The 16,032-nt window shown below is 30.9% G+C and carries 13 protein-coding genes; 2 read left to right on the top strand and 11 right to left on the bottom strand.

Annotation, left to right across the window (positions count from 1 at the left end):
* Nucleotides 1-16: 16 nt before the first annotated feature.
* The gene (topA, locus tag ACOMC1_RS02935) at nucleotides 17-1,870 is read right to left on the bottom strand and encodes a type I DNA topoisomerase (protein ID WP_420331150.1); all 1,854 of its coding nucleotides are present in this window, start codon (nucleotides 1,868-1,870) and stop codon (nucleotides 17-19) included.
* 178 nt (nucleotides 1,871-2,048) lie between these two features.
* Here topA and ACOMC1_RS02940 point away from each other — a divergent pair, with 178 nt between their 5' ends.
* A complete protein-coding gene (locus ACOMC1_RS02940; protein WP_420331151.1) occupies nucleotides 2,049-2,219 on the top strand; it encodes a hypothetical protein in 171 nt (56 codons plus the stop codon).
* 23 nt (nucleotides 2,220-2,242) lie between these two features.
* Here ACOMC1_RS02940 and ACOMC1_RS02945 read toward each other — a convergent pair whose 3' ends face one another.
* The 5 genes from ACOMC1_RS02945 to ACOMC1_RS02965 form a co-directional block, all read right to left on the bottom strand.
* On the bottom strand, nucleotides 2,243-2,983 hold the full coding sequence (locus tag ACOMC1_RS02945) for a DNA-processing protein DprA (RefSeq protein WP_420331152.1): 741 nt from the start codon (nucleotides 2,981-2,983) through the stop codon (nucleotides 2,243-2,245).
* Nucleotides 2,984-3,118: 135 nt separating this feature from the next.
* A complete protein-coding gene (locus tag ACOMC1_RS02950) occupies nucleotides 3,119-4,675 on the bottom strand; it encodes a hypothetical protein (protein ID WP_420331153.1) in 1,557 nt (518 codons plus the stop codon).
* A gap of 328 nt (nucleotides 4,676-5,003) precedes the next feature.
* Entirely contained in the window at nucleotides 5,004-5,216 is a 213-nt protein-coding gene (locus tag ACOMC1_RS02955; protein WP_420331154.1) for a cold-shock protein, read from the bottom strand.
* An 848-nt stretch (nucleotides 5,217-6,064) separates the two neighbouring features.
* Nucleotides 6,065-8,200 (bottom strand): ATP-dependent Clp protease ATP-binding subunit, encoded by a 2,136-nt coding sequence (locus ACOMC1_RS02960; RefSeq protein ID WP_420331155.1) that lies wholly within the window; start codon nucleotides 8,198-8,200, stop codon nucleotides 6,065-6,067.
* 163 nt (nucleotides 8,201-8,363) lie between these two features.
* Complete coding sequence (locus ACOMC1_RS02965) at nucleotides 8,364-9,077, bottom strand: hypothetical protein (RefSeq protein ID WP_420331156.1); 714 nt, start codon at nucleotides 9,075-9,077, stop codon at nucleotides 8,364-8,366.
* Nucleotides 9,078-9,113: 36 nt separating this feature from the next.
* Here ACOMC1_RS02965 and ACOMC1_RS02970 point away from each other — a divergent pair, with 36 nt between their 5' ends.
* Nucleotides 9,114-9,776: a copper homeostasis protein CutC gene (locus tag ACOMC1_RS02970; RefSeq protein ID WP_420331157.1), complete on the top strand. Its 663-nt coding sequence runs from the start codon at nucleotides 9,114-9,116 to the stop codon at nucleotides 9,774-9,776.
* 87 nt (nucleotides 9,777-9,863) lie between these two features.
* On the opposite strand, the gene ACOMC1_RS02975 is transcribed toward ACOMC1_RS02970, so the two are convergent.
* The 5 genes from ACOMC1_RS02975 to ACOMC1_RS02995 all read right to left on the bottom strand — a co-directional run bounded on the left by ACOMC1_RS02975 (nucleotide 9,864) and on the right by ACOMC1_RS02995 (nucleotide 16,025).
* Nucleotides 9,864-10,166: a hypothetical protein gene (locus ACOMC1_RS02975; protein WP_420331158.1), complete on the bottom strand. Its 303-nt coding sequence runs from the start codon at nucleotides 10,164-10,166 to the stop codon at nucleotides 9,864-9,866.
* A gap of 2 nt (nucleotides 10,167-10,168) precedes the next feature.
* Nucleotides 10,169-10,687 carry a PolC-type DNA polymerase III gene (locus ACOMC1_RS02980; protein WP_420331159.1) on the bottom strand — a complete coding sequence of 173 codons (519 nt, stop codon included), beginning with the start codon at nucleotides 10,685-10,687 and terminating at the stop codon, nucleotides 10,169-10,171.
* Between the two features lie 328 nt (nucleotides 10,688-11,015).
* Nucleotides 11,016-12,107: a hypothetical protein gene (locus tag ACOMC1_RS02985; RefSeq protein ID WP_420331160.1), complete on the bottom strand. Its 1,092-nt coding sequence runs from the start codon at nucleotides 12,105-12,107 to the stop codon at nucleotides 11,016-11,018.
* 1,598 nt (nucleotides 12,108-13,705) lie between these two features.
* Nucleotides 13,706-15,058, bottom strand: coding sequence for an ABC transporter permease (locus ACOMC1_RS02990; protein ID WP_420331161.1), 1,353 nt, complete (start codon nucleotides 15,056-15,058; stop codon nucleotides 13,706-13,708).
* Nucleotides 15,051-16,025 (bottom strand): ABC transporter ATP-binding protein, encoded by a 975-nt coding sequence (locus ACOMC1_RS02995; protein ID WP_420331162.1) that lies wholly within the window; start codon nucleotides 16,023-16,025, stop codon nucleotides 15,051-15,053. Before ACOMC1_RS02995 ends, ACOMC1_RS02990 begins: the two co-directional genes overlap by 8 nt.
* Nucleotides 16,026-16,032 lie beyond the last annotated feature (7 nt).

The following is a 16,032-nucleotide window of genomic DNA, read 5'->3' on the forward strand; positions in this document are numbered from 1 at the left end:
AGGCATAAAAAAAGAACTATTTCTTTTTAGTTCAATTTCTTTTACCAGTTCATCTTTTTCTATTAGGATCTGATGCTGTATATGTACATGCTGGTCAGTTAGCACAAGCGATGAATTTATCACCTTTTCTTGAACGTTTGAAGATTAATTGACCACCATCTTCTGGACAAGGTTCTGTACTTGCTGGGATTGGAATTAGTTTTGTGTGTTCCATAGTATCTTGAGCACTTTCAATTTGGTCATTGAATTTATCTCAGAACTCTTGCATTAATTCTTTGTAATCTGTATCGCCATCAGCAATTTTATCTAAATCAGATTCTACTTTAGCTGTATAGTCTTCATTAATGATTTTTTGGAAGTGTGTAGTTAATTTTTCAGAAACAACTTTACCAAAATCAGTTGGTTTAAGAGCCCTTCCTTCTTTTTCTACATATTCACGTTCTTTAATCTTATTAACTGTTGCAGCGAATGTTGAAGGACGTCCTACACCGATGTTATCCATCTTCTCGATGATAGAACCTTCATTATATCTTGCAGGTGGTTGTGTAGCCTTAGCTTCTTTAACGTATTCTTGAACGTTAACAATTTCACCTTTTTCATAAACAGGTAATTCATTATCGTTTGAGTAACCTGTAACTTTTAAGTAACCATCGAATACAACTTTAGAAGCTGACATCTTGAATCTGTGTTCACCATTAACTAGTTCATATCTTAAGATTTCTCTTTCTGGTTGAACCATTAATGCTTGCATAGTCCTGTTGTAAATAACTTGATAAACTTTGAACTCTGCTGGTTTAAGTGAGAATATTCCTTTTGCTTTTGAAGGAGTCATCGCAATGTTTGTTGGACGGATGGCCTCGTGGGCATCTTGATCTCCAGCAACACCTTTAACTTCTGATGATACGTATTCTGCACCAAACTCTTTAGCGATATATGCTTGAGCTTGTTTTACGAATGTAGCTGACATTCTTGTTGAGTCAGTACGTGGGTATGAGATAAGTCCACCATCTCCAAAACCTTCATAAAGTCTTTGAGCTGCTGATTGGATTTGTCTTGATGAAAGACCTGTTGATGATTCTGCAGTTTTATAAAGAACGGCTTGTTTGAATGGTGTACGTTTTGCATCTTTACGTTTTGAAACTTTAACTTCATCAACTGTTAGTGGTCCGTTTAATGCTGAGAATACTTCATCAATCTCATTTGGCATAATTCATTCTTTGTTTTTTTCAGCTGATTTTGGATTGTAATATTTTGCTGTAACTTCATCATTGATAATTGCTTCAACATTGAAGTAGTCTACAGGAATGAATGCATCGATTTCTGCTTCTCTATCAACTATTAATTTAAGAGCGATTGATTGAACACGTCCAGCTGTTGGTCTAGTTGGGTAGTTAGACATCTTTTGAGCCATTAGTGTTGAAAGTCTATAACCAATGATACGGTCTAACATTCTTCTTGTCTTTTGTGAGTTAACTAATGCTTCATCAATTACTGATGGTTTGTTTATAGCTTCGTTAACAGCGTCTTTTGTGATTTCGTTAAAACGAATTCTTTTATACTTATCTTCAACTCCAAGGAATTCAACTAAGTTATCTCCTATGGCCTCACCCTCACGATCGGGATCGGTTGCGATATAAACGAAATCTGCTTTCTTAACTTCTTTTTTAAGATCGGCAACTACTGTCTTTTTAGTTGGGTCCAATTTATATTGTGGTTCTCATTTTTCAGTGTCAATTCCAAGACGGAATAATCCTACTGAAGGCAGTTTAACTATGTGTCCAACTGATGCCTTTACTACATAACCTTCTCCAAGGTATTTTTCTATTGATTTTATTTTGTTTGGTGATTCTACGATTACTAATTTATTCATGCTAAAAGTTTACCCTATTTATCATGTTTTACAAAATGCCCCTTTATATATAAACACCTTATTCTTTAAAGGTGCTTGCCACCATGCCCTAATGAATGCTACTTTTTAATAAGTTTAAACTCTAAATAAAGGTTTATAATTGTAATGAAAAAATAATATTTATAAAGGAGAAAAATCAATGGTTAAATTTACAAGAATCAAAGGAATGACACAAGAAAGTGTTGCTCAAAAAACAGCTGACGAAGCTTCAAGATTACTTAAAGAAGGATTTGAAATTATTTCAATCACACAGTATGCAGATGCTGGTTCAATTGGTAGAAATAAAGCAGCTACAATTTACTACAAATAATAAAAAAGAGCAATGCTCTTTTTTTATTTATCCATATCTTTTATTGATGTAATTAGGTTGGCTCCTTGCTTAATTAATTCAGTGTTTCCATCATCTAAATTATCAGTTCCTGGGAAGCAATAAATCTCTTTTCCTTGGTTTAAAAATTGGGATACTAGGTTCATAATTCCACCATCTTTTTCGGAAGAAAACAGTACTAAAGACTCAGCAAAAGCAGCAATAATTCTGTTTCTAGCTCTCAATCTTTCCTTCTTAATGTTGGTGTTTTGAGGGTATTCTGACACCACTAAAACATGTTCTCCAGGTTCAATTTTGGTTGCTAAAAACGGGTCTTCAACGTTGTTTGCAGAGACTATTAACAGGTCTTTTTTATGCTCTAAAACCCTCTTTAAAACAAACTGATCCACACCTTTATAAATTGCAGAAACAATGGCATGTCTATGTGTAATTTCACTTATTGAATTATTAATTCATTTCTTAACATTAAGAGTTAATTCATTACCACTTGCACACATAAATGTTTTCTTTAATATATCTAAATTCCCTCTATAAAATAGAACGAATGGTGGTTTATACGCTTTCTTTAATTGATTAGGATATCCAAGGTCTAATATGGTTATCGCGTTTATATCCTGCTTTTTCATCTTTTCTTCTAAATCCTTCAATTCCCTGAGAGATATCTTTTCTTTTTCTTCAAGAGCTTGATAGATCCTATCTCAATCACCCTTGTATTTAATAGCAAATCATATTAATATTATGTTCATTCATACCTCCTACATATATATTGTTTTTATAAGAAAAAAATTCAAAACAAAAATATTACTTATGTAAATTGATGTATGTTTAATTGCGATTCAAAAGAGGAAATTAAAAAACACCAAGGTAGGTGTTTTTACTTATTATTCTGATTTTCTAAAGAAACAAATCATAGCTAATAGCATTGATAGTCCAGCCATTATAGTTAGTATAACTAAGATGGTAAAACCTCTATTATCAGTCTTATCTGCAATCGGCGTGATACTTTTCTTCCCATTTATTTGTTTTGCGTTTATTTCTTTTTCTTCTGTTGTATTGAATAATGTACCCTTAATTGTCTTGGGTGTTTCGTATGGAGTTTTAACCTCAATACTTACATTAATCTTCCCATTAGAAGGGTTTACAGAAGCTGTAATATTACCTAAAGTTGAATATTTCATTTTAGGTATTGTAATATCTGAATATTTACCTAATGAATTAGAATCCACTATTTCTTTAGCTATTTCAGCAGCGGTTTTATTGCCTTGATTTTTAATTTCAACAGCTTTAAAAAGATTCTCGATAAAGTCTTCATTTATTTTTGCAATCTTTGAATAATCAATTTTAGCAAGTCCTGCTTTCTCAGGGTCTTTAGATGTTAATCCTACATATATAGTATCCTTCATCTTTTGCATAAATGTATATGAGTTTTGGTCATCAATAGTAGTGATTCTTCCATTAACTAATGTTCTTAAACCGCTTCCTGATCCTATGTAAATAATTCCATCTATTTTATTGATGAATGCACCTGCAACAGAGGTTTTATCGATTGTTCCGTCTTCAAATTTAGCAACTGGGCTTAACATCTTACCATCTAATTTCATAAGTCCTTGATCGTAAGTTCCTACATAAACAACGCCATCGATTTCTTTCATGAAACCACCTGCAACATCAGTGCTATCATCACCTCCGGATGTTGTTTCTAATGCTGGAGTAAGTTTATCGCCCTCCAGTTTCATAAGTCCTTTATCATTTGTACCAACGTATATAGTTCCGTTTATCTCTTTTATGAAACCATTAAGAACACTTGTAGTGTCATCTTTACCAGATTTCTTTGCTGCCTGAACAAGTTCGCCATTTTCTAGTTTCATCAACCCTTTATCAGCAGTTCCTACATAAATAGTTTTGTTTATCTCTTTGATAAACCCATGATGAACTTGCGTTTCGTCCACACTTGTATTTGTATTCTTGTTTGTCTTGTGCATAATTGGAAAAATGTTCCCATTTTCCCATTTCTTTAACCCTTTATGAGCTGTACCTATATAGATTGTTTTACCTATTTTTTCTATAAAGCCATCTTCAAGATCAACTTGTGATTCAGGAAGCACAGGAACTAATTTATTGTTTTCTAATTTCATAAGTCCTTTATTAGCTGTACCTACATAGAAAGTTCCATCTATTTCCTTGATGAATTTCTCCATGTTCTTATGTTTATCAATCATTGTTACCGGAGGTTCAACAACCGGTGCACTTGGGGTTTGCATATATGAGTCTGTATAAATGGTCATACTGTTTTTTAAGTTATTATTCGCAAAAAGGTTTTCTTGCTTGTTGTTTTGACTTCCATTTAGGTTCGTTGGGCTTATTGCAGCTATAGTTATAGGCGCAACAACTGCAGCAACGACTCCTAATGACATTGCGATTCTTTTATTTATTTTCATTTTTTTCTCCCTAGATCATTTAAAAAAATCAAAATATAGATTTGCCGTACCAATAGACAATAAATTTGATGATTTAAATGGTTTTTATTTCAACATACATTAAAATTTAACCAATATCTAGAATATATAAATAATTCTTATTTCTTATTACAATACAATTATATTGTTTTTTGACTTATATCACCATTTTTTAGTTGCAAATTCAATAATTTAAACATATAAAATTACATACTCCCCTTTATATATGTGTATTTTTACCCATTTTTGTAAAAAAAATAAAGAAAAACCCAGGAACTAGTCCTGAGTTAAGCTATTTGTGATGTTCTAATTAAGCGTTAGCTTGTTTAGTAACAACAACGTTTTTAGCTCTTTCTTTTCCATCTACAGTTTCAACTTCGAATTCAACTGTGTCATTTTGGTATAGGTTTCTGAAACCTGACCCTGAGATTGCTGAGAAATGTACGAATACGTCTTCTCTACCTTCAACACCGATAAATCCAAAACCTTTAGTTTCATTAAAGAATTTTACTTTTCCTGTCATAATATATATCTCCTTCCATATGCTTACACACTTCTTGGAGCGTATACATAAATATATTATATAGTGTTTTAGAGGGTTGATGACATTAATATGCTTTTTCTTTTTTTATTGGATTTTATTATTCCCCTTATATATAGAGGGGTTAAAAATGACGTGAAAAAAACCCGCTCGCCAAAGACAGGTTTTCTTTGTACTCAGTCAAGCCAATAACCGAATACTTAATATTTATTCTGAGAGAGAATACACTTTATAATGAAGAATTAAATTCATATTATTCAGACTTTAATTCATAACGTGAGTGTGCATCGCCAAATAAACACAAGCACCATCATAAAATGTTTTATATTAAAATTATTAATACACGTAATTTTTCAATTACATATTTATTATACACATTTTTTTTATCTTTTTTATCAGTTATATAAACTTTTTTAATTATTTTTATTTCTCAGAACAAAAAAAGCACCTATAGGACACCGCACACCTTAAATTTTATGCTATGAGTAGCAATATTCTTGGTGCAAATTTATTGAATTTTATAAATAAAGCCCATTTTAACATGCTTTTAGACCGGAAAACAGAGACTAATAAAACGTGTAATTTAGGCACTTGTTTTAACCTCGATATTTTGCATATTTTCACCTTAATTTTGATCAATTACATCTTCTTAAGTTTCGTGCATATTACCACCCTATTCACAGATGTTAAAGTCATTCAATCATAAGGTTTAAGGTCATTTAAAACACTCCGCGTTAAACTTGCTAACATAACCTTATTTAAAAGAGAACTACCTTAGATGAGGTGTTCTCTTCTTTTTATTTATAAAGAATTAAAAAACAAATGTGCCATTATGACATCATTGTTTTTCTATCTTTGATCTTAAATTGTTTTAATGAGTAATCTATTTCATAGTAGTTTTTAGCTTTTATTTCTCCAGAAATAATTGCTTTTGCTAATATAGATTCGATATTTCTTTTAATATATCTCTTGATTGGTCTTGCTCCAAATGCTGGATCGTATGAATTATCGGCAATTGCGGCTATAGCTTTTTCGGAGAAAGTTAGGCTGATTTTTTGCTCGTTAACCCTTTTTATTAATTTTTTAAGTTCTAATTCTACGATTTTAGCAATAACTTTCTTGTCTAATGAGTTGAAAGGAGTAATCTCATCGATCCTATTAATAAACTCAGGACGTAGATATTTCATCAATATCTCTTTAGGTTTGATACGTTTCTTATCTAACATCTCTTGTGCACCTAAGTTTGTTGTCATTATTACTATTGTGTTCTTGAAGTTTACAAGTTTACCTTTTGAATCAGTAACTTGTCCATCATCTAGTATTTGTAACAAGATGTTTAATACATCTGGGTGTGCTTTTTCGATTTCATCGAATAAAACAATTGAATAAGGTTTTCTTCTAACTGCTTCTGTTAGTTGACCACCATCACCATATCCCACATATCCTGGAGGAGAACCAATTAATCTGGCTACAGTGTGTTTCTCCATATATTCAGACATGTCTAATCTAATCATGGCTTTTTCAGTGTCAAACAGGTTTCTTGCCAATGCTCTCGCAACTTCTGTTTTACCAACACCTGTTGGACCCATGAATATAAATGAACCAATTGGTCTGTTAGGATCATTAATATTTGCTTTTGATCTTAGGATAGCGTCAGTTACAAGTTCAAGTGCTTCATCTTGACCTTTTACTGACTCTTCTAATGATTCTTTTAATTTTAATAGTTTTTCTTTTTGTGACTCTAGTAAGTTGTTAAGTGGAATACCAGTTCATTTTGACACGATACCGGCTATCTCATCAGAAGTTACAACTTCTTTAACTAAAGTATTATTATTCTCTTGTATGTTGATTTGAGCTTGTTTAAGCTTCTCTTCAATTTCAGGAATTCTAGAATACATAATTTCGGAGGCATTCTCAAATTTTCCTTCAACTTGGAATCTATTCAATTCTGCTTTCGCATTTGCTAAATCCTCTTTAAGATTTTGTACACTAAGCACCACATCTTTCTCTTGTTTTCACTTATTAGTTAATTCTTCTTGGTTAGTATTAGCTTTTGAAAGTTCTTCTTCAATCTTAACTAATCTTTCCTTAACTGAATCTGTGTCTTCTTTTGAAAGTGCTGCTTTCTCCATCTCTAATCTAGCAATAAGTTGTTTTACTTTTTCTAACTCTTCAGGCATTGAATTCATTTCTGTTTGAATTGCTGCTGCCGCTTCATCAATAAGGTCAATCGCTTTATCTGGTAAAAATCTGTCTGATATATATCTTGATGAAAGTTTTACAGCTGATATCAATGCATCATCTTTAATTGTTACTCCATGGAAAGTTTCTAATCTTTCCTTTAGTCCTCTTAATATTGAGATTGAATCCTCTACAGTTGGTTCTGCAACAGGAATCTTTTGCATTCTACGTTCTAGAGCAGGGTCTGACTCAATGTATTTACGGTGTTCATCAAGTGTTGTTGCTCCAATTAAGTGCATTTCTCCTCTTGCAAGCATAGGTTTAATGATTTGAGCGGCATCCATACCACCTTCAGCATTTTTACCCATACCTATTAGAGTATGTATCTCATCGATAAAGATTATGATCTTACCATCAGATTCTTTAACTTTCTTCATAAGAGATTTCATTCTTTGTTCGAATTGTCCTTGATAACTTGCACCAGCTATCATAGATGGTAAATCTATTTCATACAACTCTTTATCTTTAAGGTTTTCAGGCACTTCGCCATTAGCAATCTTTTGTGCTAATCCTTCTACTATCGCTGTTTTACCAACACCAGGTTCTCCTACAAGAACCGGGTTGTTCTTAGTCTTACGTGTGAGGATACGTATGATACGTCTAATCTCTTCATCACGCCCTATTACAGGGTCTAATTTATTCCTTACAGCTTCATCGATTAGGTTACGCCCATATTCTTTTAATGGGTCCTTTTCTGATTGGTTTGGTGTGAAATTAAAATCCATATTATCCTCCTTTTATACAGAACATTATCATTTGTGTTCCTAAACAATTATAACATACTTTTAGCACTCTACACTTGCGAGTGCTAATTATTATTTATCGTCGTTATTTAGTCGTATAAGCATTAAAAAACCACCTTTTCAGGTAGTTTTAAAAGTTAGAATTTTATTTCTTAACTTCTTCTTTTGTTGTTTCTTCCTTTACTTCTTCAACTTTTTTAGTTTCTTTTGGTTCTTTTGATGGCTCTTCAATTGGTTCTTCTAATACAACCTCTTGTCCATTAGAATCCATAAGTTTAATTTCTTTTGTTTCTGTTTTAAGAATTCTTGTTACTCTCTCTTTAAGTTCTTGGTATTCCGCTTTCTTTAGGAATCCATTTTCATTTAAGTATTCAACTTGTTTCATTGCTTCTGATTTTGATGGTTTGGTTGCTGTGACTGTTTTGAATGCAAGTAGCACCATACCGAAGTTAATTAGACAACCGAAGTTAATTAATCATGGTCATATTGATCACACGTGTGTGATATCTAATATAGCCATCACAAACATCACGACAGAAATAATTAATGTTGTAACAAATGAAATAGTAACAATCTTTTTGGCTGATTTGTTTAGTTTCAATGAGAAGAATACGATTGCCATTACAAGTATCAATACTGATATAGCTATTAGTATTCCTCCTGTTGCTGCAGAACCTTTATCTCCTATGTTAATAAGGTTGTCTGCATCTACATTTATCCCTTTTGTATTTACGCCCCCTCTTGCGCTGTATCCCTTACCGGCAACAAATACAAAGATTGCTCCGAGGAATATTGTAACCATAGCTAAAATTCATAAAATGAAGTTAGTTATTATTAGTAATTTTGTTTTTTTATTCATACTCTAATTATACATTATTAGTCATATAATACTATTATGAGACCATTAACATTAGAGGTAATAGCACAAAGCGTAGAAGACGTAAAAGCTATAAATAAATCAAAAGCAAATCGTATTGAATTATGTTCAAACTTAGAGGTGGGTGGCTACACTCCAAATATAGAATTAATAAAAGAAGCTACTGAAATTTCTAAGATACCAGTTATGGTTATAGTTCGTAATCATTCTGATAATTTCGAAATAAATGATGAACAGCTTAATCAGATTATTAAACAAATAAAAGAGATAAATAAAACAAAAGCTCACGGTATTGTTTTTGGGGCAATCTTGAACAATAAAGTAAACAAGAAAGCCCTTGAAACAATAATAAACACTGTTGAAAACAAGGAAATTACATTTCACAAGGCATTTGATTATGTAGATGATAAAGAGTCTGAATCTTCTTATTTACACGAGCAAGGAGTTAATAGAATTTTAACTTCAGGTAGAAAAGGTAACCCTATTAATTTCTTAAAAGAATTAAAAGAAACAAACGAATCTGGAATAGAAGTTCTAATAGGTGGCGGAGTGACAATTGATAATAAAGACACCTTAATTAAAAATGGTTTTAAAAACATCCACATAGGTCGAGCTGCAAGAAAAAACAATTCTTGAGACTGTGATATTGATATCGAAAAAATAAACGAGTTTACAATTTAACTCATTATCTAATTCATTTCTTTGATAATATTCACAACCTTATTTCAATAGTAAAAAAATAAAAAAAGAAATAACATCTCACCGATGTTATTTTTGTACTTTTTTAACTACTTCAATTCATCCATCATAACGATCTTTTTGAATCTTCATGTTTCCATAAATATCTCCACCTAAAACAAATTGTTTTGTGATTGAATATCTAATTCCGTTTACTTCACCTTTAGTCACATCACCAATCGCATCGATTGATTTTTTAGATAATAGCATTCTGTTCTCAGGAACATGTGCTCCACCTTTTTCTTTTGGTCAAATATATGTGCCTGTTGGTTCACCTTCATTGCCGAAGCAATCAATGTTTTCAAACCTATCTCAACTTCATGTTTTCTTCATAATTACTCCTTAGTCTTCTTCATAAGTTCAAGTGTGTGTTTCGCATCACTCAATCCACGGTGATCTTCTTTTGTAGCTAAATCTAGATCAATGATTAATGATTCTAATTTATAAGTTTTTCTATTAGGTCATTTTTGTTTGAATAACTTGATTGTGTCAAATCATTCTGTTTCAATATAATCAATTGAATGCTTCATAAGATTTGTTCTAATGAAACCTTTATCAAATGGTGCATAGTGTGCATAGACATTTAGGTCACCAGCAAATTCTTTAAGTAATTTAAGCGCCATACTTAATGGAATACCACTTTCTTCAAGCATAGAATTAGTAATACCTGTTAAGTTTGTGATGAATGGTGGAACGTTACGTTCAATTTCAATTAAATATTCAAATGTATCAATGATTTCCATTGTTTGTCCATTTACTTTAATAGCAGCAATTTCTATAATGTCTTCTGTTTTTGGTGATAGTCCTGTTGTTTCAATATCTAGAACTAAAAAATCTTTTCCGTTGTTAATCATATTTGACCCCTTTATTGTTAAGTTAATTATAAACAAAAAGCACCCCATAACCCCTAGATATAAAAAAACACAGCTTTTGCCGTGTTAATACGTTTCACTTTCTCTCTAAATCATCTTAAGAAAATACAAAATAAACTAATAAGGAGTTATAAACGACCATCAACGATTTTGAAGGCTTGATTTAAAAAATGTTATTTTCCTAAAATGAAAAAGTGCAACGTGCCAATGCATTCAATCAAAATTGGCACATTTTTATTATACACTTTTTTGTATATACAAGTTATATTATATAAAGTAATTTGCATAGAAAAAAGCACTCTTAAAGTGCTTATAAATCTCCAAGTAATTCATTCATGAAATCTTCATCAAGTTCTTGAGTAACAATTTCTTTTTGTTCAGGTATTTTAGTTTCTCTATCATCTTCTTTAATAATAGGATCATTATATGTAACTTCTTCTACCTCGATAATGTCTTCAACACTTTGTTGAACCAATGTATTTGAATTAAGCAATTCTTCCATGAAATCTTCATCAAGTGATTGATTATGTAGCTTTGTTTCTTCATTAAATAATGTTATTTTCTTTGGTTTAGCAACTCTTTTTGGTTGAATTCCTGCTTTTTCTTCAAGACCAACAGAATTCAATAGTTCATTAGCATACTTATCATCGTAGTTTCGATTGTGTAACTTTGTTTCTTTGTTTACTACCACTCTCTTTTTAGGTTGTGGTTTTGTTTTAACTGGTTCTGCACGTTTTGTTACAAAGTCATCAGTCTTATCTAGTCCTCACGCTTTTAATAATTCTTGAGAATATTTTTCATCTAATTTTTCAGAATAAACTTCTTTATCTGGTTGTTTAGTACGTTTAACTTTTTTATAAGTTTTTTCTGTTTTCTTCTGTTCTGGCATTCTATCTTTGATAAGTCCAAATTCTTTTTCAAAATCATTAAAGAATTCTTCAGAAGATTTACCCTTGAATAATGAATCCTTTAATATTTGTTCAACTTGTTCTAGTTTTGATTCTTCTTTATATTCTTTTTTCATGAATTCTACAAATCTTGAAGTTGAATTTATGAATGCAGTTAATAATAAATAGTTTTTGTCATCACTTGTATTTGTAAAAGCTAAAGTCATATCAACTTCTCCAAATGCAATATTAGCAATAAAGATTTTTTCATTTTTATAAGTTACAAATGTTTTTGTTGTTCCATAAATAACTGATCTTATAAATTGAGCGTATTCAACTTTTTCTTTATTAAGTTCTAATCTTTCATTAAGTCTTGAATGAGCGTGATCTGTTAAAAATACACTTTTATCTCCGAATTTTTCTTTTGATTCAATTCTTAATGAACTCGATGGCATTACTTGTTCTGTAAATTTATTTACGATGTGGCTTGTTAGTTTTAATTGGTTAAGAGTCATATGTACTATTATACATTTTTACTAGCGCCCACTTGAAATGAGTAATAAAAAACGAATCACGTATGACTCGCATTATTATTTAATATTAGTACAAGAAGAGTGCCACGTCCTCTGAATACTATTTATACGTTAAAGAAATGAATTGCACTTCTGCCAGAAAGTGCGTGTATTTGTTAATTTTATCTTTGTGAGGTTAAAATTCCTCACGTTTGCTTATATTGAGATAATATACTCAGCTTTTGATTCAACTTTATTTTTGTGGAAGACAAAAAGTTGAATTTCTTCAAATGGTGAGAAATGAAAAATCATCATAAGAACGATCATAATGCATTTTATGGATGTTTTCAGTAACAAAGTATCATGCCATATATTTGCATTATCTTTTTATAAACCAGTGCCTTCCGATTGAATTATACCCTTAAAATTATTTTTATTTTTCGAGGCCATTTTTTTCAAAAAGCCCACAGAATTAACCTATTACGGGTTTTAACGCTTTCAAAAAAGCACATTTTTTTAAGGCCACCCTATATAAAATAACATTTTTGTATAACTGTTCACTTATATAAGAATTTATGCAGAGAAAAAACTTATTTTTACTGAATTTAAACATAATGCCTCATTTGTCCTAAAATTCGCCATTTCATTTTTTAAAGGTATTAGTGCTTTTTCCTACTCTTTTTATAAAAAACAAGGCCCAATTTTGAAAACAACCTGTGTACTCAGGTGCTATTTTTTTATAACTTAGGAAAAAAATAGGAAAAAACATACTTATTAGGTCAAAAAATGCATTTTTATTTTTGGGGGTACCTCCCACCCCATAATTTCATGGTTTTTCTTGTAAAAAGCACCATATAATTTAGTTGTCCTAGATTTACATGTAGGATGTTCGGATGATTATTAAAAGATATGTGTTAGCTCTACTTAGGAATTGAGCTGATGGAAGTTCATAAAATATCTTTTAAAAATAAATATGGAAAAAACTCTTTTCGATCCATATTTGAAGTTGTCAAGTTTAATGATAAATGCAAGTCTATTGTTGAGCGTGGGGAACGTACCCCTCGATTATTTAAAGAAACGTTTAAATAATTCGCCTAATAATTAATACAACTAATTAGTATTAATTAAATAAAACGATTATGAGCAACGCACTGAGAATATTATTAACACAGTAATTTATTAATCTAAATGTTTACACCTAACTAAGAACATACACCTGGATTATCAATATATTAAAATGCACGATTTATTTTGCTAATTAGTTTCGCCATTGATTAGCATTCGCCAACTTAAAAAATGCAGTTGTTTTAGAATCAAATTACTTGTGACGAGTAACGCTAAATACTTTTATTTTAAAAAAACTTTTATATAACACGGTGAATTAATCACCACTTAAAAAGAACATAATGATTATTGTTCTTTTTTTTATAACCTTTTTTAGCATAGAACCTTATTTATTAATGCTTATTATTCTTTTTAAGGGGTAAAGTTATATTCAATGGGAAAATATATGTTTTGTTTGCACTCCCCTGTTAAAAGGCTTATTTTAAACAAAGATAGGCCATATTAAAAAGAACTCAAGTGAGTTCCTTTTATTTTTCTTATTTAAAGTCTCTTCCTAAGTATTTATAAACTACTAGACCAGCAAGAGATATAGCAATGATTGATCATACAACGTATACAATCACAGGTTTAACTCATGGTGTTTCTGTGTAGTAAGTTAATCTTAAGTCTGATTCATATAGACCCATTTTAACTAGAGCTTCTGGTTTTTGTCATAAAGCACTATTAAATGCTGAAGAATCGTCTTTGAATTTTTTAACAAGTAAATAGTTGAAAGCAGGGATTTTTTCTAAGTTAGTATTATCATCTGTGTTTTCTGTTCATGAGAATCCTATTTTACTCATATTAATTACTAATCCACTAATTGCTTTGTCATATGTATCTCAAGTATTGCTTCCTGTTCATATTGCTGGGTTACTGTAAATCTTATTAGCATCCTGAATATTGTTAGCAATTGTTTTACCACTTGAGTTTTTACTTCTGAACCCTTCTGGTTTAAAGTAAAGTAAACTATAGTCTTTACCATTTATGTTAACTTGCATCGCATTATTTGTAAAGTTATCATCTGAGTTTGATTTTCAATCAGTTACATTAATTAATGAAACATTTTTTGTTTGGAATGCTGAATAGAATTTGATAAGTTGTTGATAAACATCTATGTAAGCAACATATTTATATCAACCTTTATCTTGTTCTTCGATTGCAGCTTTAAGAGTTACACCATCTTGGTCATAAACTCTTCCACTATTGTATGTTGTTGTTCCATCCGCTTTAATAGCTATTACATTTTCTTGTCTTGCACCTGAAGAAATTTGTCCATTACCTAAAGGTGAAAGAATAAATGATGTAATAGAGAATACAAATGGAATAAGTATTGCTGTAACTAATGTCGCAATCTTACCGAATGAAGATGCTACAAATGTTATAACTGAAGACATGATCATTGTGATGATTAAGTTCCCTATAAATAAAGAACCTGCAAATTTTATCTTTTGAGTACCATTTGCGTTTGTATCTGCTAATGATATTATGATTCCAAGTAGAAAGATGAATACTGAAAAGAATAATATGTGTGCATATAGAGCAAGGAATTTACCAACGATGATTTTAATTCTTTTTATTGGTTTGGCAACGATTATTAATTCTGTACCATCTTCTTCTCCATCTTTAAAAATTGTGATTGCTTTTGTGGCTACATACAATGGACCAAATACAAATGGGAATAAGTAGTAGTAAGCTAATAGTCCATCAATAACTGCAGCATCTGATTCATTATTTGCAATTTGAATACCTAGTGTTCCACCAAACACTATAGCAAGTGCCAACGGTATAAATATTGTTGAAAGTTTTCTAAAACTCGAACGTAAAAGATATCTTGTGTATTTAAGCATCCTTACCTCCTTTTGAAGGTTCATCTGGCACTGCTCCATCATCTACAGAACCAAGGAAAACATATTTTCTATAAACCTCTTCAAGTGAATTTTGGTTGTTTTTGAATGTATTAATTTCTAACTTAGAAGTTGATAATAAATTCATTAATTTTTTAGCTTCTTTTTTATCTTTAAACTTAACCATACATCCATCACTTAGTTTTGTATGTTTATATTTATGTCTTTTTAAGAAGTTGATTAATGCTTCTTCATCCGAAGCTTGTATTGAATATTCTAAATCAGAATCTCCAATAGCATCTTCAATCTTTCCAGTGAAAACAACCTTTCCACCGTCAATGATTGTAACAGCGTCAATATACTTATCTAACTCAGTTAGAATGTGTGAAGATATTAGTATAGCAACACCTTTTTCTTGTAATTTTTTCAATGTTTCAAAGAAATCAATCCTTGCTTTTGGATCAAGGTTGGCAGCAGGTTCATCCATAATAATTATTTCTGGATTATGAACCAATGCTTGTGCAAGTAGAACCTTTTTCTTTTGTCCTGATGAAAAAGTATTTGGGTTCCTATTTTTTAATTTTTCTAAACCTATTTCTTTAAGAACGTTATCAGCGAAAGCTTTTGCTTCTTTCATTGATAATCCCGATAGATATGACATATAAACTATGTATTTGTAAGTTGAATATCCTTTTGGGAATTTAGCTGTTTCAGGAATATATCCTACTTTTGATTTAGCCTCTTCTGTTAGATGTTCTAAACCAAAGATATTAATCTCTCCTTCAAATTTTGCATATGCCCCAATTAGAGATTTGATTGTTGTTGTTTTACCTGCTCCGTTAGCCCCAATGAATCCGTGAAATTCTCCAGGATAAACATTGAAGTTTACATCGGCAACAGCAGGCTTCTTCGCACCCTTATATTTCTTGGTAAAGTTTTTAACTTCCAGTGCTGGTGATTTTTTATTCATATATTCT

It is taken from the genome of Mycoplasma todarodis (assembly GCF_965212735.1).
Classification (GTDB): Bacteria; Bacillota_I; Bacilli_A; order Mycoplasmatales; family Metamycoplasmataceae; genus Mycoplasma_K; species Mycoplasma_K todarodis_A.